Below are 21,875 nucleotides of genomic sequence, written 5' to 3'. Positions count from 1 at the left end.
TATCAGAGAACACGTTAGAACCCGATTAGTATGCCTAACAAATAGGGTAGTTCTGACGAAGATTAAAATAAATTCCCGTCAGAACTACCCTATGTCATATAGGCCTATTCGCCGCTTGGTGCAGCCTTATCTACAAACCCGTTTTCCATAATGTCCATGTAGTCCTCCACCTCAGCGATGATGCCGCTCATCTCGCCGATGGTGATGTCCGGTTTTGCCTGCACCAGGACTTTGGTCTCCTCGCCAATCAGCATGACCATCGCGCTCATGAGCTTCTGCACCGTTTCGATGCGCACGCCGGGGCGCAGTTTGGTACGTTCCAGCACGGGCGTCACCATGTCCGGCATCACTTGTGCTAACTTATCCGACCAGATTGCAGCCACCTGGTCGCGCAAACCTTTGGGCAGATTGCCAACGTCCGCGTAAGCCTGCATGGAGAGCGCAAACTCGTCTGGATAGGCGAGTTGCATCTGAATTTTGTACTTGGTGGCGCGCACCACCATACTCTTGAGGTCGGGGGCGTCTTGCCAAACGGACATGTCGGCCTTCGCGATTAAACCATCGTAGGCTGCCTGCACCGCGGCGACGTAGAGTTGCGCCTTGCTGCCGAAGTAATTGAACACCAGGCCCTTGGAAACCTCCGCCGCAGCGGCGATTTCGTCAGTTTTAGCGTGCTGGTAGCCGTCGCGCGCAAAAATGCGAATCGCGGCGGTTAAGATGCGCTCCTCTTTGTCAGGATCCTTTGGTCCATTACGTTTCGGCATGACGATTTCCCCCTTGTTTGTCCTTTAAAGTCTACACTTAATTGATTTTCAGGTCACGCTGCCGGTAGCAGATATACCCAAGCACCATCATGACGAGGGCGGCAGCGGTCATCCACCCCGCGGCGCCCCAATCAACCTGCGCAGTAGGCACATTGTTAATCCAGCCAAAAGGCGTGAGCTTGCCCGCCCACTCGGGCAGGTCGAGCAGTTTCCCGATATAAAGGGAGAACACGCCGTAAATCGGCAGAATCCAGACAAGCGACTGGAAGCGCGGTAGGGCGCCCGCCAGCAAGGCCGCAAAGCCAATGACAAGCATCAGCGCTGGCCAGTAGCCGTACACGGCGCGCATAAAGCGCGACAGCGCAATGGCGCGATCCATCGTGGCGTTACCAGCCAGAGCCATCCCCAGCACACCGAGCACCAGGGCAGCTGTCCCGATCAGCACGGCGTACACCAGGTGGGCACTGTAGAGGTGCAGCCGGGAGATGCCGCGCGCGTGCAGTTGCTCCAGGTAGCCTTTCTTCTCGTCACTATTGAGGCGCAGCATCGTCAACAGTGCTGGCACCGTCGCCGTAACCGCGAAGATAATGGCCAGCGTGCCCGCAAAGGACAGCACAATGGTCCGGTTGGCAGAAGCGGTTGCCGCACTGCCCAGTACTTTGGCCATCGTGGGGTTGGACTTCAGCAAATCACCAATGTTGGCGAAGATGGAACCATAGCTGGCGCCCAACCCGAACAGGGCAACGAGCCATACGATGGTGCTCATCCGTTCAAGGCGCGCAATGAGGCCAAACGGTCCGCGCAACAGGGGACTGGCGCCGCGACGGCCCTTTCCTTGTGGCAAAATGCCGCTACCGACGTCACGCGTGGCCGCAATCGCAAAGGCGATAATGAACACGATGAGCGCCAGACCTAGCATCAGAAACAGTGGTCCCCAGTTATTGTTGCGGTAGATGTCGAATTTTTCAATCCAGCCGAAGATGGTGTACCAACTCAGGTCGGGGTTCTTGACGTCAGTGGCCATCCGCGCAACGTAGAGGATACCGAGCACGCCGTAGCTGAGCATGGTGGCACTGCGACCGCTGCTAACAATCTGCGCACAAAGCAGGCTGAAGGCCGCGAACATAATCCCAAAGGCGGCCAGGCCCATGCCGAACAGCCAGTTACCTTCCATGTTGGCACCGGTCATCCCGGCTGCCTGCAAACCAACCGCTTCAACAGCACCAATGAGGACGTTAATCAGCACGATTTCCAGTGTTGCGGCCAGCAGCTGACTCCAGCGGCCAACAGCGTGGGCAGAAATCAGTTCGCTAACCCCGGTGTCTTCCTCGGCGCGGCTGTTCTTCACGGCGAAGTAGATGTTCATCATGGCGGTGAACAGGCCCATGAAGACCATCATCATCGCGGCGTACACCAGCCCGGACGTGTAGGTCTTGGCGTCCGGGAACGGTCCGAACATCGACACCATTGCGGGCGTCTTCAAGGTCGTCGTGATGGAGGCCAGCGCCTTAGCGTCACCGTACAGCGTGTCGAACTTGCCGGCAGCGCCCACCATGAGCCCCGCGAGGCCGAGGAACCAGAACAGAATGCGTAGCCAATCACGCCGCAGGTAGGTCCGCAGCAGCAGACCCGTGCCCGCAAACTTACTTTTGAGCATCGCCCTCGTCCCCCTTCTGGTTGTAGTAGCGCAGGAACAGGTCTTCCAGTGTTGGTGGTGTGCTCTGCAGGCTGACAATGGTCAATTTGCCCAGCGCCGCGATGACGCCGTCCAGTTCTTCGGAGTCGACCGCAAAGCTGGCCTTATTAGCGACTTTGGCGTCCGGCGTGAAGCCGTGCACGGCGGGCAGCTGACTGACGCTGTCCAGTGCATCCTTGGTCTGCACGGTGATGTTGGTACGACTGAGCTTGCGCATGTCGGCCAGGCTCCCGGTTTCGACAATTTCGCCGGCGCGGATGATGCCGATGCGGTCACACATGCGTTCCACTTCACTCAAAATGTGGCTGGAAAGTAGCACACTCTTGCCGGCATCCTTGAGTGCCAGCACCTGCTTCTGGAAGATTTCCTCCATCAGTGGATCCAGGCCGCTGGTTGGTTCGTCAAAGATGTAAAGATCCGCCTGCGTGGAAAAGGCGGCGATGAGGGCGACCTTTTGGCGGTTACCCTTGGAGTAACTGCGGCACTTCTTGCGCACGTCGAGGTCAAAGAGCTTGATCAACTCGTCAGTGCGGGCCGAGTGCTTCTGGCCGGATAGGCGCAAGAACAGGTCAATGGCCTCCCCACCCGAGAGGTTCGGCCACAGGTAAACGTCACCGGGCACGTAAGCGATGCGCTTGTGAATGGCCACGGCGTCCTTCCAGACGTCCATGCCGAAGATGCGGGCACTACCACCGCTGGCCTTGAGAATGCCGAGAAGTGTGCGGATTGTGGTCGACTTGCCGGCACCGTTTGGTCCGATGAAGCCAAACACTTCTCCGGGCTGAACATCCAAAGTGATGTCCTTCAGGGCGTGGAAACTACCAAAATTCTTCTGTAGGTGCTGAATGTTAACCACGGGTTCTGTCATGATGAAGTCCTCCAAATAGGCTGCGATTACGGGCGCGTAGGTTCCGGAGCACAAGGTGACTCGCGGCGAAATCCCTGGTTTGGGGATTTTGACGGGAGTTGGCTTGTGCAGTAGGAGGCTGCCCGCTAGTGCGCGACTGCGAAGTAAAGTCAGTGCACTGACCTCACACGCAAGTTACCTTACAAGTATTAATAATGACACCGTCACCGAGGTCTTTCCCTCGATTACGACCTGAGTGTATTCTCTTTTGACCCGCGAGTCAATGACTGACGAGTCATTTTTCCAAAATAACTGTAGATCAGAGTCTGAACACACCTTCACAGCAGCCGCCAAGCGACACCGACCGCATCCTGACCAATCTTAAACAAAGTGAGAATGCGGCCTGAAAACGCGCTTCACAACGCAACTTGTTCCGCTTAACACAATAAAAGCCGAATCCCCCTAAACCGGGAATTCGGCTTTTATTCCGTTAATGCTCACAAGCTGATCGCGTTGTGAATCGCTTTATAAATTACAACGGCATCCCCGTCACATCGGTGATGAAACTATCGTCAATCCGGTCATTCTCCGTAATCGGCCGCAGCACCTTGCATGGTGCCCCGAGCGCAATGACGCCAGCCGGAATGTCCTTGGTCACGACACTGCCAGCGCCGATGACACTGCCCTTGCCAATCGTGACGCCACCCATGATGGTGACATTCGCACCGACCCACACGCCATCTTCAAGCGTAATCGGCTGCGAATGACTAATGCCGTTCAAGCGCTGCTCCATGACTAAAGCGTGCTGCGGGCACGCAATCACAACGCCGGGCGCGAGGAACACCCCATCGCCTAAGCGCACTGGTGAAGTATCAAGAATGGTGACGTTACTGTTGATGAGACTCAGACCCGTGGTGTGAATATTGAAGCCAAAATCACACTGGAAGTTAGACCCCACGAACAGTTCATCCCCAGCATCACCAAGTAATTGCTCCAGAACAGCGCGGCGCTTCTGCGTGTCCCGCGGATTCGTCTGGTTCAATTGCCAGCACAAATCGTAGGCGTTATTGTGCGCGTTCGGATCCTGTGCCCGGTAATCAAGCGCGTAATGCTTGTCGCTACTAATGATGTCTCGTAATCTCGTCATATTGTCCTCCTAATCCGCAAGCGCCGCGTGCACCAACTTTTGCAGCTCCGGCAATACATCCGCCGCAAACCACGGGTTCTTGGCCATCCAGATGTTGTTGCGCGGCGACGGGTGCACCAGCGGAAAGTACTGCGGCAAGTAGTCTTGGTACGCCTGCACCGTCGCCGTCAGGTTCTTCTTCGCCCGCTTACCGAGGTAAAATTTCTGCGCATACGCCCCCACCAGCAAGGTCAGCGGCTGGCGGTCCATCGTTGCCAATATCTGCGGGTGCCACTTGGCCGCAAAGCCCTTGCGCGGCGGCAGGTCACCGCTTTTGCCCTTACCTGGAAAATAAAAATCCAGGGGCAAAATACTCAGTTGCCACGGGTCATAGAATATTTCCCGGGACATGCCCAACCATTCGCGCAAACGCTCACCGCTCGGATCGTCGAAATAGCGCCGTTTATCTTGCGCCTGCTGACCGGGAGCCTGCCCGATGAGCAGAATTTTGGCTTGCGGGTCAAAGGCATAGAGTGGATCAATGCCACGCGCGGTGAACTCTGCGTTCTGCGGATCGGCGATGATGGCTTGCTTGATTTGGTCTAAGGTCTGCATGAATTTGCCTCTTCAGTAGATGGGATGGAAAAAGCGGTGGCTAACGCCACCGCTTTTTTGATTGGAATATTTGGTGGTGTGGATGAACGTTGCTGAGAACGGCTCCACCCAGCAGCTTCCCCTACGGTGTCCATTGCACTAACACTGCTAAAGCAGTGAGTGCAAATGGCTCCGCTTAGCCCGGCTTTGAAACTGACGCAAAAACCGCGTCAATTCCAAAGTCAGGCTAATGCTCAGAAGCTACCCGCTGGGTTCCGCACACTACTTCGCAACCACGTGCACCCGAATCTTCGCGTTCACACCGGGTGCGAGCTGCACCATCACGTTGCGGTAGCCCAGGGCGCGGATTGGTTCTTCCAAATCAATCTTGCGCTTGTCGACCTTGTAGCCGAACTGCTTTTCCAGTGCCTGCGCAATCTGCTTGCTAGGTACAGAACCGAACAGCCGGGAGTCGTCGCCGGCCTTAGACTGAATCTCAACGACGGTATCGTCAGCTTCAAGCTTGGTCTTCAGCGCAACGGCCTTGGCTTTTTCGGCCTCAACTTTCTTTTCTTCAGCGCGCTCTTGGCCCTTTAGCTGACTGACAGCCGCTGGTGTCGCCAACTTGGCGAGTTTGTTCTTAATCAGGTAGTTCTGTGCGTAGCCGTCTGGTACTTCCTTCAGCTGACCGCGCTTACCCTTACCACGTACGTCTTCAGTGAAAATAACCTTCATGTTTAACAGTCCTTTCTAAGTGTGCGGAGCCGTTCTACGTTACGCCTCGTCATCCTCATCGTCGTTTTGGTTCATGACCTTGTTGATGACGTTCAAAAGTTCGCCCTTGGTGTCTGCAACCGTGGTGTTCTCAATCTGCGTGGCAGCGTTACTCAAGTGGCCGCCCCCACCCAGTTGTTCCATGATGACTTGCACGTTCACATCACCCAAACTGCGTGCGGAGATGCCGACCTTGCCATCACGCCGGCGCGTGACAACGAAGCTGGCATCAATTCCGGCCAGCGACAACAAAGTATCTGCTGCTTGTGCCGCGATGACGGGGTCGTAAGCTTTTTGTTCTTCACCCGTACATAATGCCATATTGTCGCCAATCATTTCAACGCCATCAATCAGGTGGTTCTTCTGGATGTAGTTATCCACGTTCTCCTTGAGCATCGTGGAAATCAGCATCGCGTCCGCACCCATTGAACGCAGGTAGGAGGCGGCATCAAATGTCCGCGTCCCAGTGCGCAGTGCAAAGCTCTTGGTGTCCACGGTAATCCCCGCGAGCATCGCGGTCGCTTCCAACTTGTTCAGCGGCGCGCTACCTTGCGGCTGGTACTCGAACATTTCCGCAATCAGTTCGCAAGTGGAACTAGCATAAGGCTCGATGTACACGAGCATTGGGTTATCTGGGAATTCTTCACCGCGGCGGTGGTGATCCAGAATCACAACACGGTTTTGCAACTTATCGTAGAGCGAGCGCGCCGTCGTGATGGACGGCTTGCTGTGGTCAACCATGACCAGCATGCTCTTTTCAGTTGCCCCGAGATAAGCGGCGTCTGGCGTGATGATCTGGTTGGCCAGTTCGGTATCGCTTGCCACCTTTTCCATCAGCCGTTCAACGTCGGAATGCAAGTTCGTGGGGTCGAGCACCACGTAACACTCCTTACCGTTCATCTGCGCAATGCGCCGAATCCCGAGCGCCGCACCCACAGAGTCCATGTCGGGCCGCTCGTGGCCGACCACGTAGATTTTGTCGGTCTGCTTAAACAGTTCCTGCAGCGCCTGACTAATCATGCGTGCCCGCACACGGGTCCGCTTTTCCATTGGGTTGGTCTTGCCGCCGTAGAACTTTGCTTCGCCGGCCTTCGACTTGACGACCACTTGGTCGCCCCCACGCCCCAGCGCAAGGTCAAGGTTGCTCTGACTGGTCAGCGCCAGCTGCGCCAGGTCGGAGTCGCCGTACGCAATCCCGACGGACAGGGTCAACGGCGCGTTTTGCTTACTGGTGCCCTCGCGGATGGTGTCCAGAATTTTGAACTTATTCTTCACAACCGCCGTCAGCGACTTGGTGTAGGCAATCATGAGGAAGTGATCGTCATCGACCCGCTTCACAAACAGGCCGAACTCGGTCGCCCAATTGTTGAGCTCCGTCGTCACAAAACTGTTCAGGTTGGAGACCAGCTGGTCGTCCAGACTCTGGGTCACTTCATCGTAGTTATCCAGGAAAATCTGGCCGATGATGATTTTCTGGTCGGCTGCTTCTTGCTCAATCTTGGCGTACGGCGTCACGTCCATCATGTAGACAACGCCAATGCCGGTCTGCACGGTGATGTTGAACTGGTGGTTACCCCAGTGCACGCGCCGCGGCTCCTGGACGTTCTGATTGCTGCGAATAATCTCCGCCAGCTCCGAATCCACGTCGCCCAGGTTCTGCCCAAGCACCTCGTCATCGTCAAAATACTGACTGAGGAAGGGGTTGAGCCACTCAATGTTCAAATCCTTGTCGAACATCAGAATCCCCATCGGCATGCGCACGAGGGCTTCTTGCTCACCGCGTTTAATGCGGTAGGACAAATGTTTGATGTATTTATTGGTATTTCTGGTAATGGTTTCGAGCGTGTAGAAGGACGCGATGACCAGCCCCAGCAGGACCACGGTCATGGCGAGCGCGAGCCACGGCCGAATCATGGCCGCAACGATAATGCCAACGACGGCCAAAGCCAACATTGCCATCGATACGTACCGGAGCCGGACGTCCTCAATAAACGCGGGTAACTTGATTTTTTTCATAATCTTCTGCATGACGATTCGCATAAGCTCCTCTCAGAAAAAGACGTCACTACCGAGATATTTTACCATTGTTAAGGTCTTAATACTAAATTTAACTGTAAGCGCTGCCTGTGCAGAATTCGGTCAGTCGTTCCTTAATCAGGCTAGTTTTGCGCCGCGGCGATGCTTATACTAAAAATATTGTGTATCAGCATCTACATAGCTTTATAAATTTGTCTCCGGACATCGCGAAAGGATCCGCCTCTTATGAGTGATTCCCCAATGAGCACCACCCGCGCCGCCATCAACGCCAGTATCGGCGCCTGTATGTGGGGCATTGGCGGCGTGTGCAGCAACATTCTGTTCACCACTACCGACGCCAGTCCCGAATGGATTGTCAGCATGCGCCTGACTTTTGCCGGCATCCTGATGTTGCTGTTCGCTGCCGCAACTAAGAAGCCACTACTGCGTGTATGGCGGACACCCGCGAGTGCCATCCGTCAGGTGGCATTCGGCATCGTTGGCGTCTTCCTTGCCCAGCTCACCTACATGCTCGCCATTTTTTACGGCAACGCGGCCATTGCGACCATCATGCTGTCACTGGTACCGGCGCTAATCACCATCGTTTTCTGCGTTACGCAGCGCAGCCTGCCGCGCCTCATTGACGCACTAGCCATTATCATCGCACTGGCCGGCGTCTTCCTATTAGTGACGGACGGCAACCCTGGCAAACTGCACGTGGCCCCGCTGGCCGTGTTCTGGGGCTTCATTGCCGCCTGCACCGGCGCGGCGTACACCCTGCTGCCGCGTAAACTACTCATGCAAGAATCACCGCTGGTCGTGGTTGGCTGGGGGCTCATCGTCGGCAGTGTCGCCGCCAACCTGTGGCACCCCGTTTGGCGTTTGCCGCAGCACCTGCACCCCGTCAGCTGGCTAATGATTGACTTCGTGGTGCTCGGCGCAACGCTCCTTGCCTACATCCTCTACGTGTCTAGCCTAAAGGTACTGCGTCCGGCCATCGCCGGTATGATTGGCAACTTTGAGCCGCTCACGGCAACAATCTTGTCCGTCGCCTTCCTGAATTTGGCCTTCCACCCGCTACAGCTGGCCGGCATCATCAGCGTCCTCGGCGCTGTCTTCATGATGAGCTGGCAACCGCGCAAAAAGCGCGACCTCATTCCGCGTCGCCAGTAGATTCCGCAATAAATGGCAAAATCCGCAGCGGCGTAAGCGCATTTTGCAAAATAACTAAAATGAACCGGATCCACAGCAACGCCATTGGGTCCGGTTTTGGTATGCAATAAAGCCTTTTGGTTGCAGCCTCACTAGTCGCACAGCAGAGGGCATGGCCCTGCCGTACAAGACCACTCCGACAAAAATCCTAAAACCGGGATTCTAACCGGAGCGGCCTTGTACTACGGGCCATGAGCGCCCTCTGCTGCAGCCTCACTTTCTAAATTTGCGTAAAGGGCTTGCATCCCCCGCGAAATAAGGCAAAATTATAGGTGAAAGGGGCGATTGAAATGAAGAAGACAATTATCGCTTTACTCCTTACCGGTTTGCTTGCTGGCTGCGGCGCCAACGGCAATAACTCGAGCAAGGATAGCTCCAGTAGCGCAACCAAGTCCAGTAAGGTTGCCAGCAAGACTAAGAAAGATAGCGACTCCAAAAAGGCAAGTTCAAGTAGCTCTGCTGCCGCATCATCCAGCAGCTCTGTAGCATCTAGTTCCAGCGCCACCACTAGCACCGGTAATCACTACAACGATGTGACCGCCGCGGCTAAGAAACAGGTTGGTGAGCAGTGGCTGCCATCCCGCATCAGCAGCAGCGCCAAGTACGTCAACGCAACGGCTAGTGGTTCCAGCAGCAACAGTGTTGTGAAGTTCTACGGCGGCAACAATGCAGTTGATCTGAATGACAGCTCTCTTCAGGGCACAGCTGACTTCACGCTGACCAAGAAGACCTACGGCAGTACCGCTGCTGCAGCGGCAGCCATTAACTGGATTGACAGTGACAGCACCCTGCCAACCGTTAACCTCGGTGACAACCAGATTGCCACCAAGGAAGGTGCAGCCGGTTCAACCTACCTGCACTGGAACGAAGGTAACTGGTCCATCACCGTTCAGGCCAGCAACCAAGCTAACCAGGACCCAACCGCCCTTGGTAAGCAGCTGGTTGAAATCTTCCGGACCAAGAGTCTGCCCGCACCTACCACCCACGGTGCCGCGCAGTTCAACATGAACGCCGCTAGCGGCCTCCAGTCCATCAGCTGGAACTCCGGCGCAACGGTCTACGTCCTCACTGGGAGTAGCGCCATTGCCACCGCGGAATCCGCAGTGCGTTAACCTTTGAACATTAACGACCGTCTCGCTGACCAGCGAGGCGGTTTTTTGTACACAAAGCGAAGCACCCGTTTAGAAGTTGAGCATTTACGGATTTTGAGCATTAGCGTAACTTTGGCGGAGGGCGAATAGCCCGGAGGCGAAGTTGGGCTAAGCGCAGAAATCAGTTCGGCGCAGCTCGACTACGTGAATGTCTCCCAACGCACTTGCAAACGCTCCTCGTAAATTATGAACGTTTCGCACAGCCATGACTGTTTGGTCTACACCGCTCCTAAAAATTGGTCTACTAAGCAAAAAATTATTTTCTAATCTGAAATGAGCTTTTAATTGCAAGTGTTGGCTTGGAAAATACTGCAAATACTCACACTAATTTTGGCATTTGGCATGAGTCACGTGTTCACAGCAACCACCATTTCAAACGTGAAAACACAAACATAACGAACGTTATCAATGGCAAACGCCATTTTCACAGTCATTTCTCATACGTGCTTTTTTGCAGTTTGCACCGACTCCCAATTGGTGCTATTTTCAGCAGGTTGAGTATTGCGTGACGCGCGGCTGGTGCCTAGCCATGCCAGCATTCACACGTCCGATCCGCGCCGGCAGCCATGCCAGTGGATCCACGACCCAACACCCCATTAGGACCCGGGAGTGGTTACCCGAGCCATGACTTATCAGTAGTTTGCACGCCGCACCGATCCTTTAAGCAACACGCGTCATCCCTTACAAGCAAATTCAATTCACGGTGCGACGCGCAAAAGACATGCTATTTTTCCCCAGGGAGCCACGACCATTAGCCGTAGTCCCCGCCATTATTGGAGCGCCCCGCTGTGATTCGGGACGCTTTTTGTGTCCCTTTTCCTATACTTCGGCCGTTATGCATCAAGCACTTTAAGCTTATATCAATCACCTTTTCGCCACCTTTTGCGACAATAAAAGCGTTTTTTTGGTCACGCGTGTTAGATAAGCTAACATAAATCATGGACATGTGTTACAAATACCGATACGCTAGAAACATCGTTTTTGAAAAATTCACGAAAGAGTGGTGTTGGTTTTGAAACATAAGTTGTTCTGGTCCGTTTTGGTAGCCAGTCTCATTTCAATTATGGCGTTTGTAGCGCCCAAGCAGGTGAAGGCGGCCGAACAGCAGCCAACCTACACGATTGGGACTGACGTGACGTTTGCGCCCTTCGAATTCGCGAACGCGAAGAATAAGTACGTCGGCATCGACATTGACCTGATGAAAGCAATCGCCAAGAAGGAAAACTTCAAGGTGGTTATCAAACCAGTCGGGTTCAACGCCGCCGTGCAAGCCGTTGAGGCCGACCAGATGGACGCCGTGATTGCCGGCATGAGCATTACGCCTGAGCGCAAGAAGGTGCTTGCCATGTCTGACCCTTACTACAAATCTGGGGTCGTCATGGCCGTCAAGAAAGACTCTAATATCAAGAGTCTGAAGGATCTGAAAGGCAAGCGCATTGCCGTGAAGACCGGGACCAGTTCTGCTGATTACGCCAATTCAATTAAGAAGAAGTACGGTTTCTCCGTCGTCACCTTCGACGACTCCAACAACGTCTATCAGGACGTCACCACGGGTAATTCCGTTGCCTGCTTCGAGGACCAGCCCGTCATGCAGTACGGCATTGCGACCGGCCTCAAGCTGAAGATTGTCACCAAACCTGCCCTCTCTGGCTACTACGGAATTGCAGTAGCCAAGAAGAGCAAGGCAGCGCTATTGCCGAAGATCAACGCCGGCATCAAGGCACTGAAGGCTGACGGCACTTACGACAAAATCGTCGCCAAGTACCTCGGCAACGGCACGATTGCTTCCCAAAAGAAGAAGAACGCCGCCACGCAAGACAGCGACCACAGCTTCATCGGCCTGCTTAAGTCCAACTGGGGCACGCTCATGGGCGGCCTCGGCGAAACGCTGATTTTGACCATTGTCGCCATTATTACAGCGACTATTATCGGGATTCTGATTGGCTTGCTCGGCGTTGTTCCGAACAAGTTTGCCCAAGGCACCGCCACGACCTTCATCTACATTTTCCGGGGCTTGCCACTGCTGGTGCTCGCATTGTTCATCTACACCGGGATTCCCAGCCTGACGGGTACCAAAATCCCTGCGTTCGTCGCCGGGATTATCACGCTAACCTTGAACGAGGGGGCCTACACGGCGGCCTTCGTGAAGGGTGGTATCGGCGCCGTCAACGTTGGTCAAATGGAAGCCGCCCGTTCACTGGGCCTGCCTTGGGGCAAGGCAATGCGCCGCGTCATTTTGCCGCAGGGGATTAAGATTATGATTCCTTCCTTCATTAACCAATTCATCATCACCTTGAAGGACACGTCCATCCTGTCCGTCATCGGGCTGCTGGAACTGACTCAGACCGGGAAAATCATCATCGCCCGGAACATGGAAGGCTTCAAGATTTGGACCATGGTCGCCCTGATTTACCTGATCATCATCACAGTATTAACCTGGCTGTCGAACTGGGTTCAGAAGAAGATTAACGCATAAGGCATAGAGGCGAAAAATATGACAACTACACGAGTTGAAATGAAGGATGTTCACAAGCAGTACGGCAGCAACGACGTCATCAAGGGCGTCGACCTGCAGGTGCAAGATAACGAGGTTGTGGTCCTAATCGGCCCATCTGGTGCCGGCAAGAGTACCGTGCTGCGGATGATGAACGGTTTGGAGACAACTACCAGCGGTGAAATTATCATCGACGGTCAGGACATCGCCCACGCCGGCGTCAACATCGACAAGGTGCGCAAGAACATCGGGATGGTGTTCCAACACTTTAACCTGTTCCCGAACATGTCCGTTCTGGACAACATCACCTTGGCCCCAGTCGAACTGGGCATGCAGTCCAAGGCCGACGCCGAAACGACCGGCCGCGAACTGCTCGAAACCGTTGGCTTGAGCGAAAAGGCCGACGCTAAGCCGGCATCCCTGTCTGGTGGGCAAAAGCAGCGCGTCGCCATTGCGCGGGCGCTAGCCATGCAGCCAGACATCATGCTGTTTGACGAACCCACCAGCGCGCTGGATCCCGAAATGGTCGGCGACGTGCTCGAAGTCATGCGCAAGCTCGCCAAGGGCGGCATGACCATGGTCATCGTGACCCACGAAATGGGCTTTGCCCGCGAAGTAGCGGACCGCGTCGTGTTCTTCGGCGATGGCAAAATTCTGGAACAGGGCACGCCTGAACAGATTTTCGACCACCCGCAGCACGAACGGTTGCAAAGCTTCTTAAGTAAGGTTATGAACGCATAGTCACAAAAAAGAGAGAAGTAATTCTCTCTTTTTTGCCGTGAACCCGGACCCCCAGACAAGAAAGGTCACCTTTTGTAATGAAACGTCCAAAACTTCTGCCCCTCCTCATTCTCAGCCTCATCGCCTTCTTCAGTGCGTTCGCGCCGCAAACCACCCACGCCGCCCAGGAGAAGACCTACACCTTCGGCACCGACGTCACTTACGCGCCTTTTGAATTCGCGAATAAGAACAACAAGTACATCGGGATTGATCTCGACCTGATTAACGCGATTGCCAAGAAGGAAGGCTTCAAGGTCGTTGTCAAGCCGCTGGGCTTCAACGCGGCCGTTCAGGCCCTGGAGGCCAAGCAAATTGACGGGGTCATTGCCGGGATGACCATCACGCCCGAACGCAAGGCCAAGTTCCAAATGTCCAAGCCCTACTACCCGACTGGTCCGGTTGCGGCCGTTGCCAAGAATTCCAAGCTGAAGAGCTTGAAGGACCTCAAGGGCAAGCGCGTCGCCATCAAGACAGGGACCGCCGCGGCGGACTACGCCAACTCGATTAAGAAGAAGTACGGCTTCACGACCGTCACCTTCGACGACTCCAACAACATGTACCAAGACGTCGCCACAGGCAACTCGGTCGCCTGCTTCGATGACCAGCCAGTGCTCCAGTACGCCATTGCCACGGGCGAGAAGCTGCGCATTTTGAACAAGCCGGAGACCGTGAAATACTACGGCATCGCCACCAGCAAGTCGCGCACAGATGACCTGGCCGCCAAAATCAACGCCGGTATCAAGGCAGTGAAGGCGGACGGGACCTACGACAAAATTGTCGCCAAGTACCTCGGCAACGGCACCGTCGCTTCCCAAGAAAAGAAGAATGCGAAGGTGCAGGAAAACGACCGCAGCTTCTTCGGCCTGCTGAAAGAAAACTGGGGCACGCTCATGAGTGGCCTGGGTCAAACGCTGCTGGTGACGCTCGTTGCCATCGTCTGCGCAACACTGGTCGGCGTACTCGTTGGTCTGCTGGGCGTCGTGCCGAACAAGTTCGCCCGCGGCGTGTCCATCACCTTCATCTACATTTTCCGCGGTCTGCCGCTGCTGGTACTCGCCCTCTTCATCTACACGGGGATTCCGAGCCTAACGGGCACCAAAATTCCGGCCTTCGTCGCCGGGATTATCACGCTGACGCTCAATGAGGGGGCCTACACGGCCGCTTTCGTGAAGGGCGGCATTGGTGCCGTCAATGTTGGGCAAATGGAAGCAGCGCGTTCTCTGGGCCTGCCATGGGGCAAAGCCATGCGCCGCGTCATCCTGCCGCAAGGGATTAAGATCATGGTACCGTCCTTCATCAACCAGTTCATCATCACGCTGAAGGACACTTCCATCTTGTCGATTATCGGCATCTTGGAACTGACCCAAACCGGGAAGATCATCATCGCCCGCAACATGGAAGGGTTCAAGATTTGGACCATGGTGGCGCTGATTTACCTAGTGATTATTACGGTGCTGACATGGCTGTCTAAATATGTGCAGAAACGAATGAATGCGTAATTAACGCTATGCTTGCCTTTCCACTTTGCTTATCCATATTAATGCCGATGGCCATTGTACTAACACTGCAAGCAGTGAGTACAATTGGCTCTAAATATGTGATATGTGCAGAACAAAATTAAATGCGTAACAAGTAATAAATCCCCGGCTGATATCAGCATCAGCCGGGGATTTTTTCTCTAGGAATCATATCTTATTCCAAGTTCCGACTTTAGCCCGAACCCTGCCGCTCGCTAACATGCTATGCTTAATTCAACAAGTTTAAAGGAGGCGGCATCATGCTGCATTTCATTTGGATTCTGGTAGTCGGTGCCGTGATTGGTGCCATCGGTGGCGCATTCGTTGGCCGCAAAATGCGTTTTGGCTGCGGCGGCAACATCGTCGCTGGGCTACTCGGCTCGTGGATTGGTACCAAGTTGCTAGGGGCATGGGGCCCGACTTTTGCGGGGATGCCCCTGTTCCCCGCCATCATCGGGGCGATGATTTTCGTGTTCATCGCATCGCTGATTGGGGCGAGTTACAACCATTAGCACGCAAAAACGCCGCGACTGAGTCGCGGCGTTTTTTGCCAATTCATTAACCTAAAGTCAGCTCGTAACCGAAGCGCATGTCCTTACCAGCGGCAACAACATTGTTGCCCTGTTTTTCGCGCCAGTCAGTTGGCTGGTCGGCCTTCTGATCAGGCAGACCCTTGAAAGGTTCAACGCAGACAAACGGTGCGTTCTTCTTTTCTGGGCTCCAGAGCGTCAGGTATGGGAAGTCGGCCAAGGACAGGCTGATGCTGTAGCTGCCGTCCTTAGAAGCCAAGGTCGCCTTGCTTGCGGCCGGCGCGTTGATGATAATCAACCCGTCGTCCAACAGTTCGTGGCTCAGTGGCACGGTGTTACCTTCAGATTCGGTGAAGGCTTCTACTTCACCGTTGCGGAAAGGCACAGGGCCGATGCCGAACTTGGTCAGTGGCGTCTCGGCGTCATCCAAGGTTACGGTGTAGTTTTCCAGCGGCTGTTCGAGCGCAAAGCCAGGGTGTGACCCGAAGGCAAAAGGCATGTCGACGTCAGAGCCGTTTTCAACCTTGTATTCCACGTGCAGACCGTTGTCACTCAGAGTGTAGGTAACGCTCAAAGTGTAATCGAATGGGTACATCGCCTTAGTTTCAGCGGTGGCGTGCTGAATGAGGGTCACACGGTAGTCGCGGTCCTTGTCCACAGTATCGAATTCGTAGTCACGCGCGAAGCCGTGCTGGTGCATGCCGTAAGTTTTGCCGTCCAAGACGTACTTGTCATCGTTCGACTTACCGATTGCTGGGAACAGAATCGGCGCGTGCCGGCCCCAGTACTTGCCCTCGGTGTCATTCCAGATGTACTGGCGGCCGTCAGACTTACGGGTGAGCGTGGTCAGCTCTGCCCCTTCAGGATTGATTGTTGCGCTAAACTGCTGATTCTCGATTGTGATCAAAATGTTTCCCCCTAGTTGTTTAACAATACGCTCGTAAGCGCTTATATTTTGGTGCTCAAGTTAGGGCCGCGGAACGCCCCAATGGGAATTCCCGCCGGCCCTAACTTGTTGTAGTGCTATTTTAAATTCCGAAGACATCCCCGAAATCAAAATTCATTTAGAAAACCCGTACACCAAAGCTTGGCATGAAGTAAGAGCTCAATGTGGAAATGCGGACATTGTAACCTGGCTTAGGTGCTTCCAGGTACTGACCGCCACCAAGGTACAGCGCCACGTGGTAGGTGTTACCGTGGTTACCCCAGAAGACGAGGTCCCCAGCCTGCAGATTGCTTACGGAAACCTGCGTGCCGGCACTTTCCTGCGGTACGGTGTAACCACCGATGTTCTTGCCGGTGGCGTTCAGGAAGACGTAGTACATCAGACCGGAGCAGTCAAAGGAGCTAGGTCCCTTGGCACCCCAGGAGTATGGCTTGCCAAGCTGCTGCTTCGCCAGCGCGATGACTGCGTTGATTTTGGCCGTCCGACTCGCATTGCTGCTGGTCTTGGTGGTCGTTGCCGCAGTCTTGGCAGCAGTTGTGGTTGTCTTAGCGGCCGTCGTTGTGGTCTTGGCCGTGGTGCTGGTCTTAACCGGTGTCGTGCTTGCGGCAGTCGTCGTCGCCTTAGTAGCTACTGTAGTCGTCTTAGCGGCGGTGGTGCTTGCAGCAGAGTTGCTGGTCGTGGCCTTGGCTGGCGTCGTTGCAGCACTAGTTGGCGCAGCCTTAGCAGCTGTTGTTGCGGCTGCACTGGTCGTTGCTGAATCGGCAGACGCTGTTGCAGTCTGCGTTGTGGCAGCAGGTGCTGATGTGGCACCCACCAGAACAAGTTTCATACTGTACTTGCTGCTGAGGCCAGAAGCAGCAATGAGCTTCTTGGCAGCAGAGGCTTGCGCGTCGTTCTTAGCCGTAAACGTGTAAGCACCGCTAGCGGACTTAACCTGCACACCAATTGCCTGCAAATCGGCCGTCAGTGCGGTCAGCTTGCTGTCGGTGTACTCATAGTTGGTGACCTGATTGTCACTAGCAAGCTGCTTAATTGCGGCAGCATCACTTGCAGAACCGGAAGTCAGTTCAAAAGCGTACTGACCATCGTCCGTCTTGGTGTAGGTGTAACCCGCATCCTTAACGGCCTGTTCAAACTTAGCACTGCTGTCTGTCGTAGTGGCGGCAGTTGCATTGTCGTCAGTCTTAGCCGCGGTGGCAGTTGTCGTTGCAGTGTCATCAGACTTAGCGGCTGCAGCCGTCGTTTTGGCAGCCGCGCTGGTCTTGGCGGTGTCAGCTTTAGCCTGCACAACAGGGGCAGCCTTAGCGGCGACCTTTTGCTGGCTCTGCTTAGCTTCCTGGACATCCTTGGTGCTTGCCTGTGCCTGCTTGTTTGGATCCAAGTTGTAGCTCTTCTTGGTCCCATCGCTCTGCTTAACGGTCGCTACGGCCGTGGAGCCGGTCCCGGTAAAGGTCAACTTGTTACCAGCATAAATCACGTCAGCCTTGGCAATGTGGTTGATTTCGGCCAGGCGGTCAGCGCTGGTCTTGATGCCAGTCTGTTCAAGTGCCTGGGCGATGGTTTCGAGGGTATCGCCCCACTTAATGGTGTAAGTAGACTTAGTTGTGGCGGTCTTAATCTGATCCACAATGTCAGCAACCGAGCGCGCCTTCCAGGTAGCGGCAGACGCGTTGTTGGTGCCTGCAAAAGTAACCGCACCGGCGGCGAGCGCCATCGTTGTAATCCCGGCTGTCATCCAGCCCTTGTTTGTCTTAAATAGTTTTACGCGCTGCACTGGTTGGTTAGGCTGCGCTTTTTTGCTTGTCTGTTCCATATGCTATGATTCCTCCGTTTGTTAAACACATCACGACGCGTATGCCGTGGTTTCGTGTTTCGCTACGCGTTGTCTTAAGCGAAATTGAAACATCCTTCAGTTTTTCTAAACGTACACAGGTTTATTGTACTCTGCCCACGTTACAACGATGTTACAGATGCAAACGGATACACATATTCATGGGAAAATATCGCTCGCCAATCAGCAATTAGCATAAATATCAATATTGAATCTTATGTAGTGCTACAATTGCGCTAATACATAGAAAGAAGGCAACACAATGACAGCATTAACTGAAACGTTCACGCTCCCTAACGGCGTCACCATTCCGCAAGTCGGCTTCGGCACTTGGCAGGTTCCCGACGGCCCCGTCGCAGAAGGCGCGGTTGCGGCTGCACTAAAGGCCGGCTACCGCCACATTGACACCGCTTGGCAGTATGGCAACGAGGCCAGCGTTGGCCGCGCCGTCCGCGCCAGTGGCATTGCCCGCAAAGACATCTTCGTCACCAGCAAATTGCCCGCCCACGCTAAGACCTACGCGGACGCGATGAACGCCTTCCAGGAATCTTTTGCCAAGCTCGACCTGGATTACATCGACATGTACCTGATCCACGCGCCATGGCCATGGGATGACTTCGGCGCCGACTACCGCAAGCAAAACCGCGAAGTCTGGCGGGCGCTGGAAGACATCTACGCCACCGGCAAGGTGCGCGCCATCGGTATCTCCAACTTCAACGCGCGTGACCAAGAAGACCTGTACGCCCACTGCACAATTAAGCCCATGGCCCTGCAATTGCAGTACTACATTGGCTTCACGGAGGACGCCAACGTCGCCGCAGCGCGCAAGGAAGGTTTGCTCGTGGAAGGCTTCTCGCCGCTGGCTACTGGCTTCTTAACCAACAATACGGACGTCGCGGCAATTGCTGCGCACTACAACGCCACAGTTGCGCAAGTCGCCATTCGCTACTGCCTGCAAAACAAGGTACTGCCGCTGCCTAAAGCGGTCAACCCTGCCCACATCACGGAAAACGCTCAGCTCGACTTCACCATTAGTGATGAAGACATGCAGACGCTCGACCAACTCGTGGACACCGCACCAGGTGAAGAACACAATTTGTACTAAGACGACACGCAAAAGGGGGCTATGACAAAAGGATTTAGCACGCGAATGTTACATCGTGGTCGCGCGCCAAAAGGCAGCCAGTCGACCTAGCGCTTCAGCGCGTAGTGAGACGGACACCGGAGGGCTCCCTAACATACAAACAAGCACCGGCCAGAATCCTAAGTTCGGGATTCCGGCCGGTGCTTGCTTGTATATCGGGAGCTAACCGCCTTTTGGCACAGCCCCTCTTTGAATTGAATTGTATTTATACGCTACGCTTGCGGAAGAAGGCGTAAGCAATCCCCGCGAAGATAATCGTGTAGACAACGGAACCACCCGCCATCACACCGGTACTCAGGTGAGTAAGCTTGGACAAATCTGGTGAAGCCACCTGCTGACCGAAAAGAAGCATGGTCAGTGGGTTCCACTTCACCCATTCCCAGCGGTCGATAACCAGCAGCAACATGCTGGAGGCAATCTGAATCACGAAGTAGCCAATGTAACCGGTGGTGATGGCCGCCGCATTAGACTTAAACAGCGTCGACAGGAGCACCACGATGCTCAGCAGCAGCATGGCAGAAAGCAATTCAGATGCGTTGCCGCGCACCATGCCGGACAGCAAGGTCTGCCCGTGGCCAATACTCTGGCTCAGGTCGACCTTCGGAAACATGATGACTTTCAGCAGCATGGTGAAGGCGAACTGAATCACCCACAGGCATATTGCCTGACCAATAATGACAATAATTTTGCTAATAAACACCTGGCTGCGGTAATACTTGCGGTAGAGCAGCTGGAGAATCGTGCCGTACTGGAACTCCATCGCGATGATGGAGGCCGCGGAGGCAATCATGATGAACAGCGCAATCGCAGAGCCCATGAAGTTGCCGCTCACCGCGTTAGTTGCGTCCAGGAAATCCGGGACGCCCTTCGCCAAGATGGCAATGAGCACCTGCACCCCGAGCATAACGCCCAACGCAATCCAAGTCCCCGTTTTGTGTACGAGCTTGTAAAGTTCTTGCTTCAGTAATTGCAGCATCTTAACGCACCTCCTTAGCGTTCACGACGTTCAGGAAGGACGTCTCCAGGTCGCCTTCGACGTGATCAACAGCCAGCACGTGGATGTCAGCACCAATTAGGAGCCGCAGTGCGCTGTCTAAGCCGCCCCGTTCGTCCTGCAAAATGCCAATGGCGTCGCCAGGGGCAAGCGCAATGTCAGCCGCGGTGAGTAGCTTCTTGGCGCGTACATCATCATCGGTCGCGATGGCAAAGACCGTCTGTGTGCCATCCTTGAGTTGTTGCATACTGGTCTGTTCAACGATGACGCCCTTGTTCAGAATCAAAACGGTGTCAGCGAGCTTTTCCAGTTCACTCAGAATGTGGCTGGAGATCAAGAAAGTCGTGCCGTTTGCGGCCATCTCCTTAATGACGTCGCGCAAGTGCTTCACAGCCTGCGGATCCAGCCCGTTCATCGGCTCGTCCAAAATGACGAGTTCCGGTTTGTTCAGCAGTGCCTGGGCAATACCCAGCTTTTGCTTCATTCCGAGCGAGTAGCTCTTGGCCTTCACGTTAATGTAGCGTTCCATCTCCATGGCGTGCACCACGCTATCGATGTCAGCACTCTTGTCCTTACCGTCAGCGAACAGTTCCAGATGCTGCCGGCCGGTCAGGAAGGGGTAAATCCCCGGGTACTCAATCAGTGCACCGACTTCTTCAAGTGCCTGGTGGCTATTAATGCGTACAGGCTGGCCGTCCACACTCAGGCTGCCCCCATTGGTTGGGATGAGGCCCAGAATAGACTTCATGATGGTACTCTTCCCAGCCCCGTTTGGTCCTACCAGTGCAGCGATATGTCCGCGTTCCACCTCAAAACTTACATCTTGCAGAACTTTCTTGTTGCCAAAGGACTTTTGCAGGTCCTTAACCGCAAGCATTGCTGTCATTTCTCTCCTCCTAGTCGATCTTTACTCCTGCGTACGTGGTGCCAAAAAGGCAGCGTACGGCTTATCGACCGCAAGTAGGCCGGTAATGATAATAATTGCTCCGAATTCAATCAGCATAATGATGCCTCCTTGGTCTTAGTACATCTTTAACTATAGCAAGGACGCCCCAATCGCAAATCAGCCTAAAGGCCGAGATGATAAAAAAATACATCAATACCAATTACATCGTGAAGCACTACTGCAGATCAAGTCCATCCCACTCGGCAACCCTGTTGTCTTTTTTGAGACAACAAAAAAGCACCTAGTCCAAAGACTAGATGCTTACTTAGAGCGCGGCGGCTTTCTACCCTCGCAGGCAGTTTCCCACCAACTACTATCGACGTAGAGAAGCTTAACTTCTGTGTTCGGCATGGGAACAGGTGTATCCTTCTCGCTATCGCCACCACACTATTTTGTTGAGAACTTTATGCTCTCAAAACTGGACATCATTGTTTTATTTGCTTCGAACAGCGCATTTGCGACTGCTTGGTTAAGTCCTCGACCGATTAGTACTGGTCCGCTACAAGCATCACT

The 21,875-nt window shown here is 54.3% G+C and carries 17 protein-coding genes, 1 rRNA gene and 2 pseudogenes; 7 read left to right on the top strand and 13 right to left on the bottom strand.

The window, feature by feature from the left end:
- Nucleotides 1-104: 104 nt before the first annotated feature.
- The 8 genes and pseudogenes from EKM97_RS08250 to EKM97_RS08220 form a co-directional block, all read right to left on the bottom strand.
- A complete protein-coding gene (locus tag EKM97_RS08250) occupies nucleotides 105-764 on the bottom strand; it encodes a TetR/AcrR family transcriptional regulator (protein WP_125571925.1) in 660 nt (219 codons plus the stop codon).
- A gap of 37 nt (nucleotides 765-801) precedes the next feature.
- A complete protein-coding gene (locus EKM97_RS08245) occupies nucleotides 802-2,421 on the bottom strand; it encodes an ABC transporter permease (RefSeq protein WP_125571924.1) in 1,620 nt (539 codons plus the stop codon).
- Nucleotides 2,408-3,331, bottom strand: a complete 924-nt coding sequence (locus EKM97_RS08240; protein ID WP_318530780.1) for an ABC transporter ATP-binding protein — start codon at nucleotides 3,329-3,331, stop codon at nucleotides 2,408-2,410. Before EKM97_RS08240 ends, EKM97_RS08245 begins: the two co-directional genes overlap by 14 nt.
- A gap of 618 nt (nucleotides 3,332-3,949) precedes the next feature.
- Nucleotides 3,950-4,043, bottom strand: a pseudogene (locus tag EKM97_RS12275) (DapH/DapD/GlmU-related protein); the annotation flags it as partial.
- A gap of 246 nt (nucleotides 4,044-4,289) precedes the next feature.
- Nucleotides 4,290-4,454 (bottom strand): annotated as a pseudogene (locus tag EKM97_RS12270) (maltose acetyltransferase domain-containing protein); the annotation flags it as partial.
- A 9-nt stretch (nucleotides 4,455-4,463) separates the two neighbouring features.
- The gene (locus EKM97_RS08230) at nucleotides 4,464-5,048 is read right to left on the bottom strand and encodes a uracil-DNA glycosylase family protein (RefSeq protein ID WP_125571921.1); all 585 of its coding nucleotides are present in this window, start codon (nucleotides 5,046-5,048) and stop codon (nucleotides 4,464-4,466) included.
- A gap of 261 nt (nucleotides 5,049-5,309) precedes the next feature.
- Nucleotides 5,310-5,762, bottom strand: a complete 453-nt coding sequence (gene rplI, locus EKM97_RS08225) for a 50S ribosomal protein L9 (RefSeq protein ID WP_125571920.1) — start codon at nucleotides 5,760-5,762, stop codon at nucleotides 5,310-5,312.
- A 39-nt stretch (nucleotides 5,763-5,801) separates the two neighbouring features.
- On the bottom strand, nucleotides 5,802-7,829 hold the full coding sequence (locus EKM97_RS08220; RefSeq protein ID WP_125571919.1) for a DHH family phosphoesterase: 2,028 nt from the start codon (nucleotides 7,827-7,829) through the stop codon (nucleotides 5,802-5,804).
- Nucleotides 7,830-8,063: 234 nt separating this feature from the next.
- Between EKM97_RS08220 and EKM97_RS08215 the strand changes: the two genes are divergently transcribed.
- From EKM97_RS08215 to EKM97_RS08190, 6 genes are all read left to right on the top strand, one after another.
- Nucleotides 8,064-8,990 (top strand): DMT family transporter, encoded by a 927-nt coding sequence (locus EKM97_RS08215; RefSeq protein WP_125571918.1) that lies wholly within the window; start codon nucleotides 8,064-8,066, stop codon nucleotides 8,988-8,990.
- Nucleotides 8,991-9,319: 329 nt separating this feature from the next.
- The gene (locus EKM97_RS08210) at nucleotides 9,320-10,141 is read left to right on the top strand and encodes a hypothetical protein (RefSeq protein ID WP_125571917.1); all 822 of its coding nucleotides are present in this window, start codon (nucleotides 9,320-9,322) and stop codon (nucleotides 10,139-10,141) included.
- 1,102 nt (nucleotides 10,142-11,243) lie between these two features.
- On the top strand, nucleotides 11,244-12,656 hold the full coding sequence (locus tag EKM97_RS08205; protein ID WP_125571936.1) for an amino acid ABC transporter substrate-binding protein/permease: 1,413 nt from the start codon (nucleotides 11,244-11,246) through the stop codon (nucleotides 12,654-12,656).
- A gap of 18 nt (nucleotides 12,657-12,674) precedes the next feature.
- Complete coding sequence (locus tag EKM97_RS08200; protein WP_125571916.1) at nucleotides 12,675-13,415, top strand: amino acid ABC transporter ATP-binding protein; 741 nt, start codon at nucleotides 12,675-12,677, stop codon at nucleotides 13,413-13,415.
- Between the two features lie 77 nt (nucleotides 13,416-13,492).
- Complete coding sequence (locus EKM97_RS08195; protein ID WP_125571915.1) at nucleotides 13,493-14,953, top strand: ABC transporter substrate-binding protein/permease; 1,461 nt, start codon at nucleotides 13,493-13,495, stop codon at nucleotides 14,951-14,953.
- A gap of 278 nt (nucleotides 14,954-15,231) precedes the next feature.
- Complete coding sequence (locus EKM97_RS08190) at nucleotides 15,232-15,483, top strand: GlsB/YeaQ/YmgE family stress response membrane protein (protein ID WP_125571914.1); 252 nt, start codon at nucleotides 15,232-15,234, stop codon at nucleotides 15,481-15,483.
- A 46-nt stretch (nucleotides 15,484-15,529) separates the two neighbouring features.
- Here the strand turns inward: EKM97_RS08190 and EKM97_RS08185 are convergent, their stop codons facing one another.
- Together EKM97_RS08185 and EKM97_RS08180 are read right to left on the bottom strand one after the other, a co-directional pair.
- Nucleotides 15,530-16,408, bottom strand: coding sequence for an aldose 1-epimerase family protein (locus EKM97_RS08185; RefSeq protein WP_125571913.1), 879 nt, complete (start codon nucleotides 16,406-16,408; stop codon nucleotides 15,530-15,532).
- Nucleotides 16,409-16,565: 157 nt separating this feature from the next.
- Nucleotides 16,566-18,260 (bottom strand): NlpC/P60 family protein, encoded by a 1,695-nt coding sequence (locus EKM97_RS08180; RefSeq protein WP_125571912.1) that lies wholly within the window; start codon nucleotides 18,258-18,260, stop codon nucleotides 16,566-16,568.
- Between the two features lie 280 nt (nucleotides 18,261-18,540).
- On the opposite strand from EKM97_RS08180, the gene EKM97_RS08175 reads away from it, so the two are divergent.
- On the top strand, nucleotides 18,541-19,383 hold the full coding sequence (locus EKM97_RS08175; protein WP_125571911.1) for an aldo/keto reductase family protein: 843 nt from the start codon (nucleotides 18,541-18,543) through the stop codon (nucleotides 19,381-19,383).
- Nucleotides 19,384-19,627: 244 nt separating this feature from the next.
- On the opposite strand, the gene EKM97_RS08170 is transcribed toward EKM97_RS08175, so the two are convergent.
- The 3 genes from EKM97_RS08170 to rrf form a co-directional block, all read right to left on the bottom strand.
- A complete protein-coding gene (locus EKM97_RS08170) occupies nucleotides 19,628-20,398 on the bottom strand; it encodes an ABC transporter permease (protein ID WP_125571910.1) in 771 nt (256 codons plus the stop codon).
- Between the two features lies 1 nt (nucleotide 20,399).
- Nucleotides 20,400-21,302, bottom strand: a complete 903-nt coding sequence (locus EKM97_RS08165; protein ID WP_125571909.1) for an ABC transporter ATP-binding protein — start codon at nucleotides 21,300-21,302, stop codon at nucleotides 20,400-20,402.
- A 330-nt stretch (nucleotides 21,303-21,632) separates the two neighbouring features.
- Nucleotides 21,633-21,749: ribosomal RNA gene (gene rrf, locus EKM97_RS08160) — 5S ribosomal RNA — on the bottom strand.
- Nucleotides 21,750-21,875: the final 126 nt, after the last annotated feature.

Source organism: Lacticaseibacillus songhuajiangensis (assembly GCF_003946025.1).
Taxonomy (GTDB): Bacteria; Bacillota; Bacilli; order Lactobacillales; family Lactobacillaceae; genus Lacticaseibacillus; species Lacticaseibacillus songhuajiangensis.
This window is presented reverse-complemented; position numbering and strand designations above follow the sequence as displayed.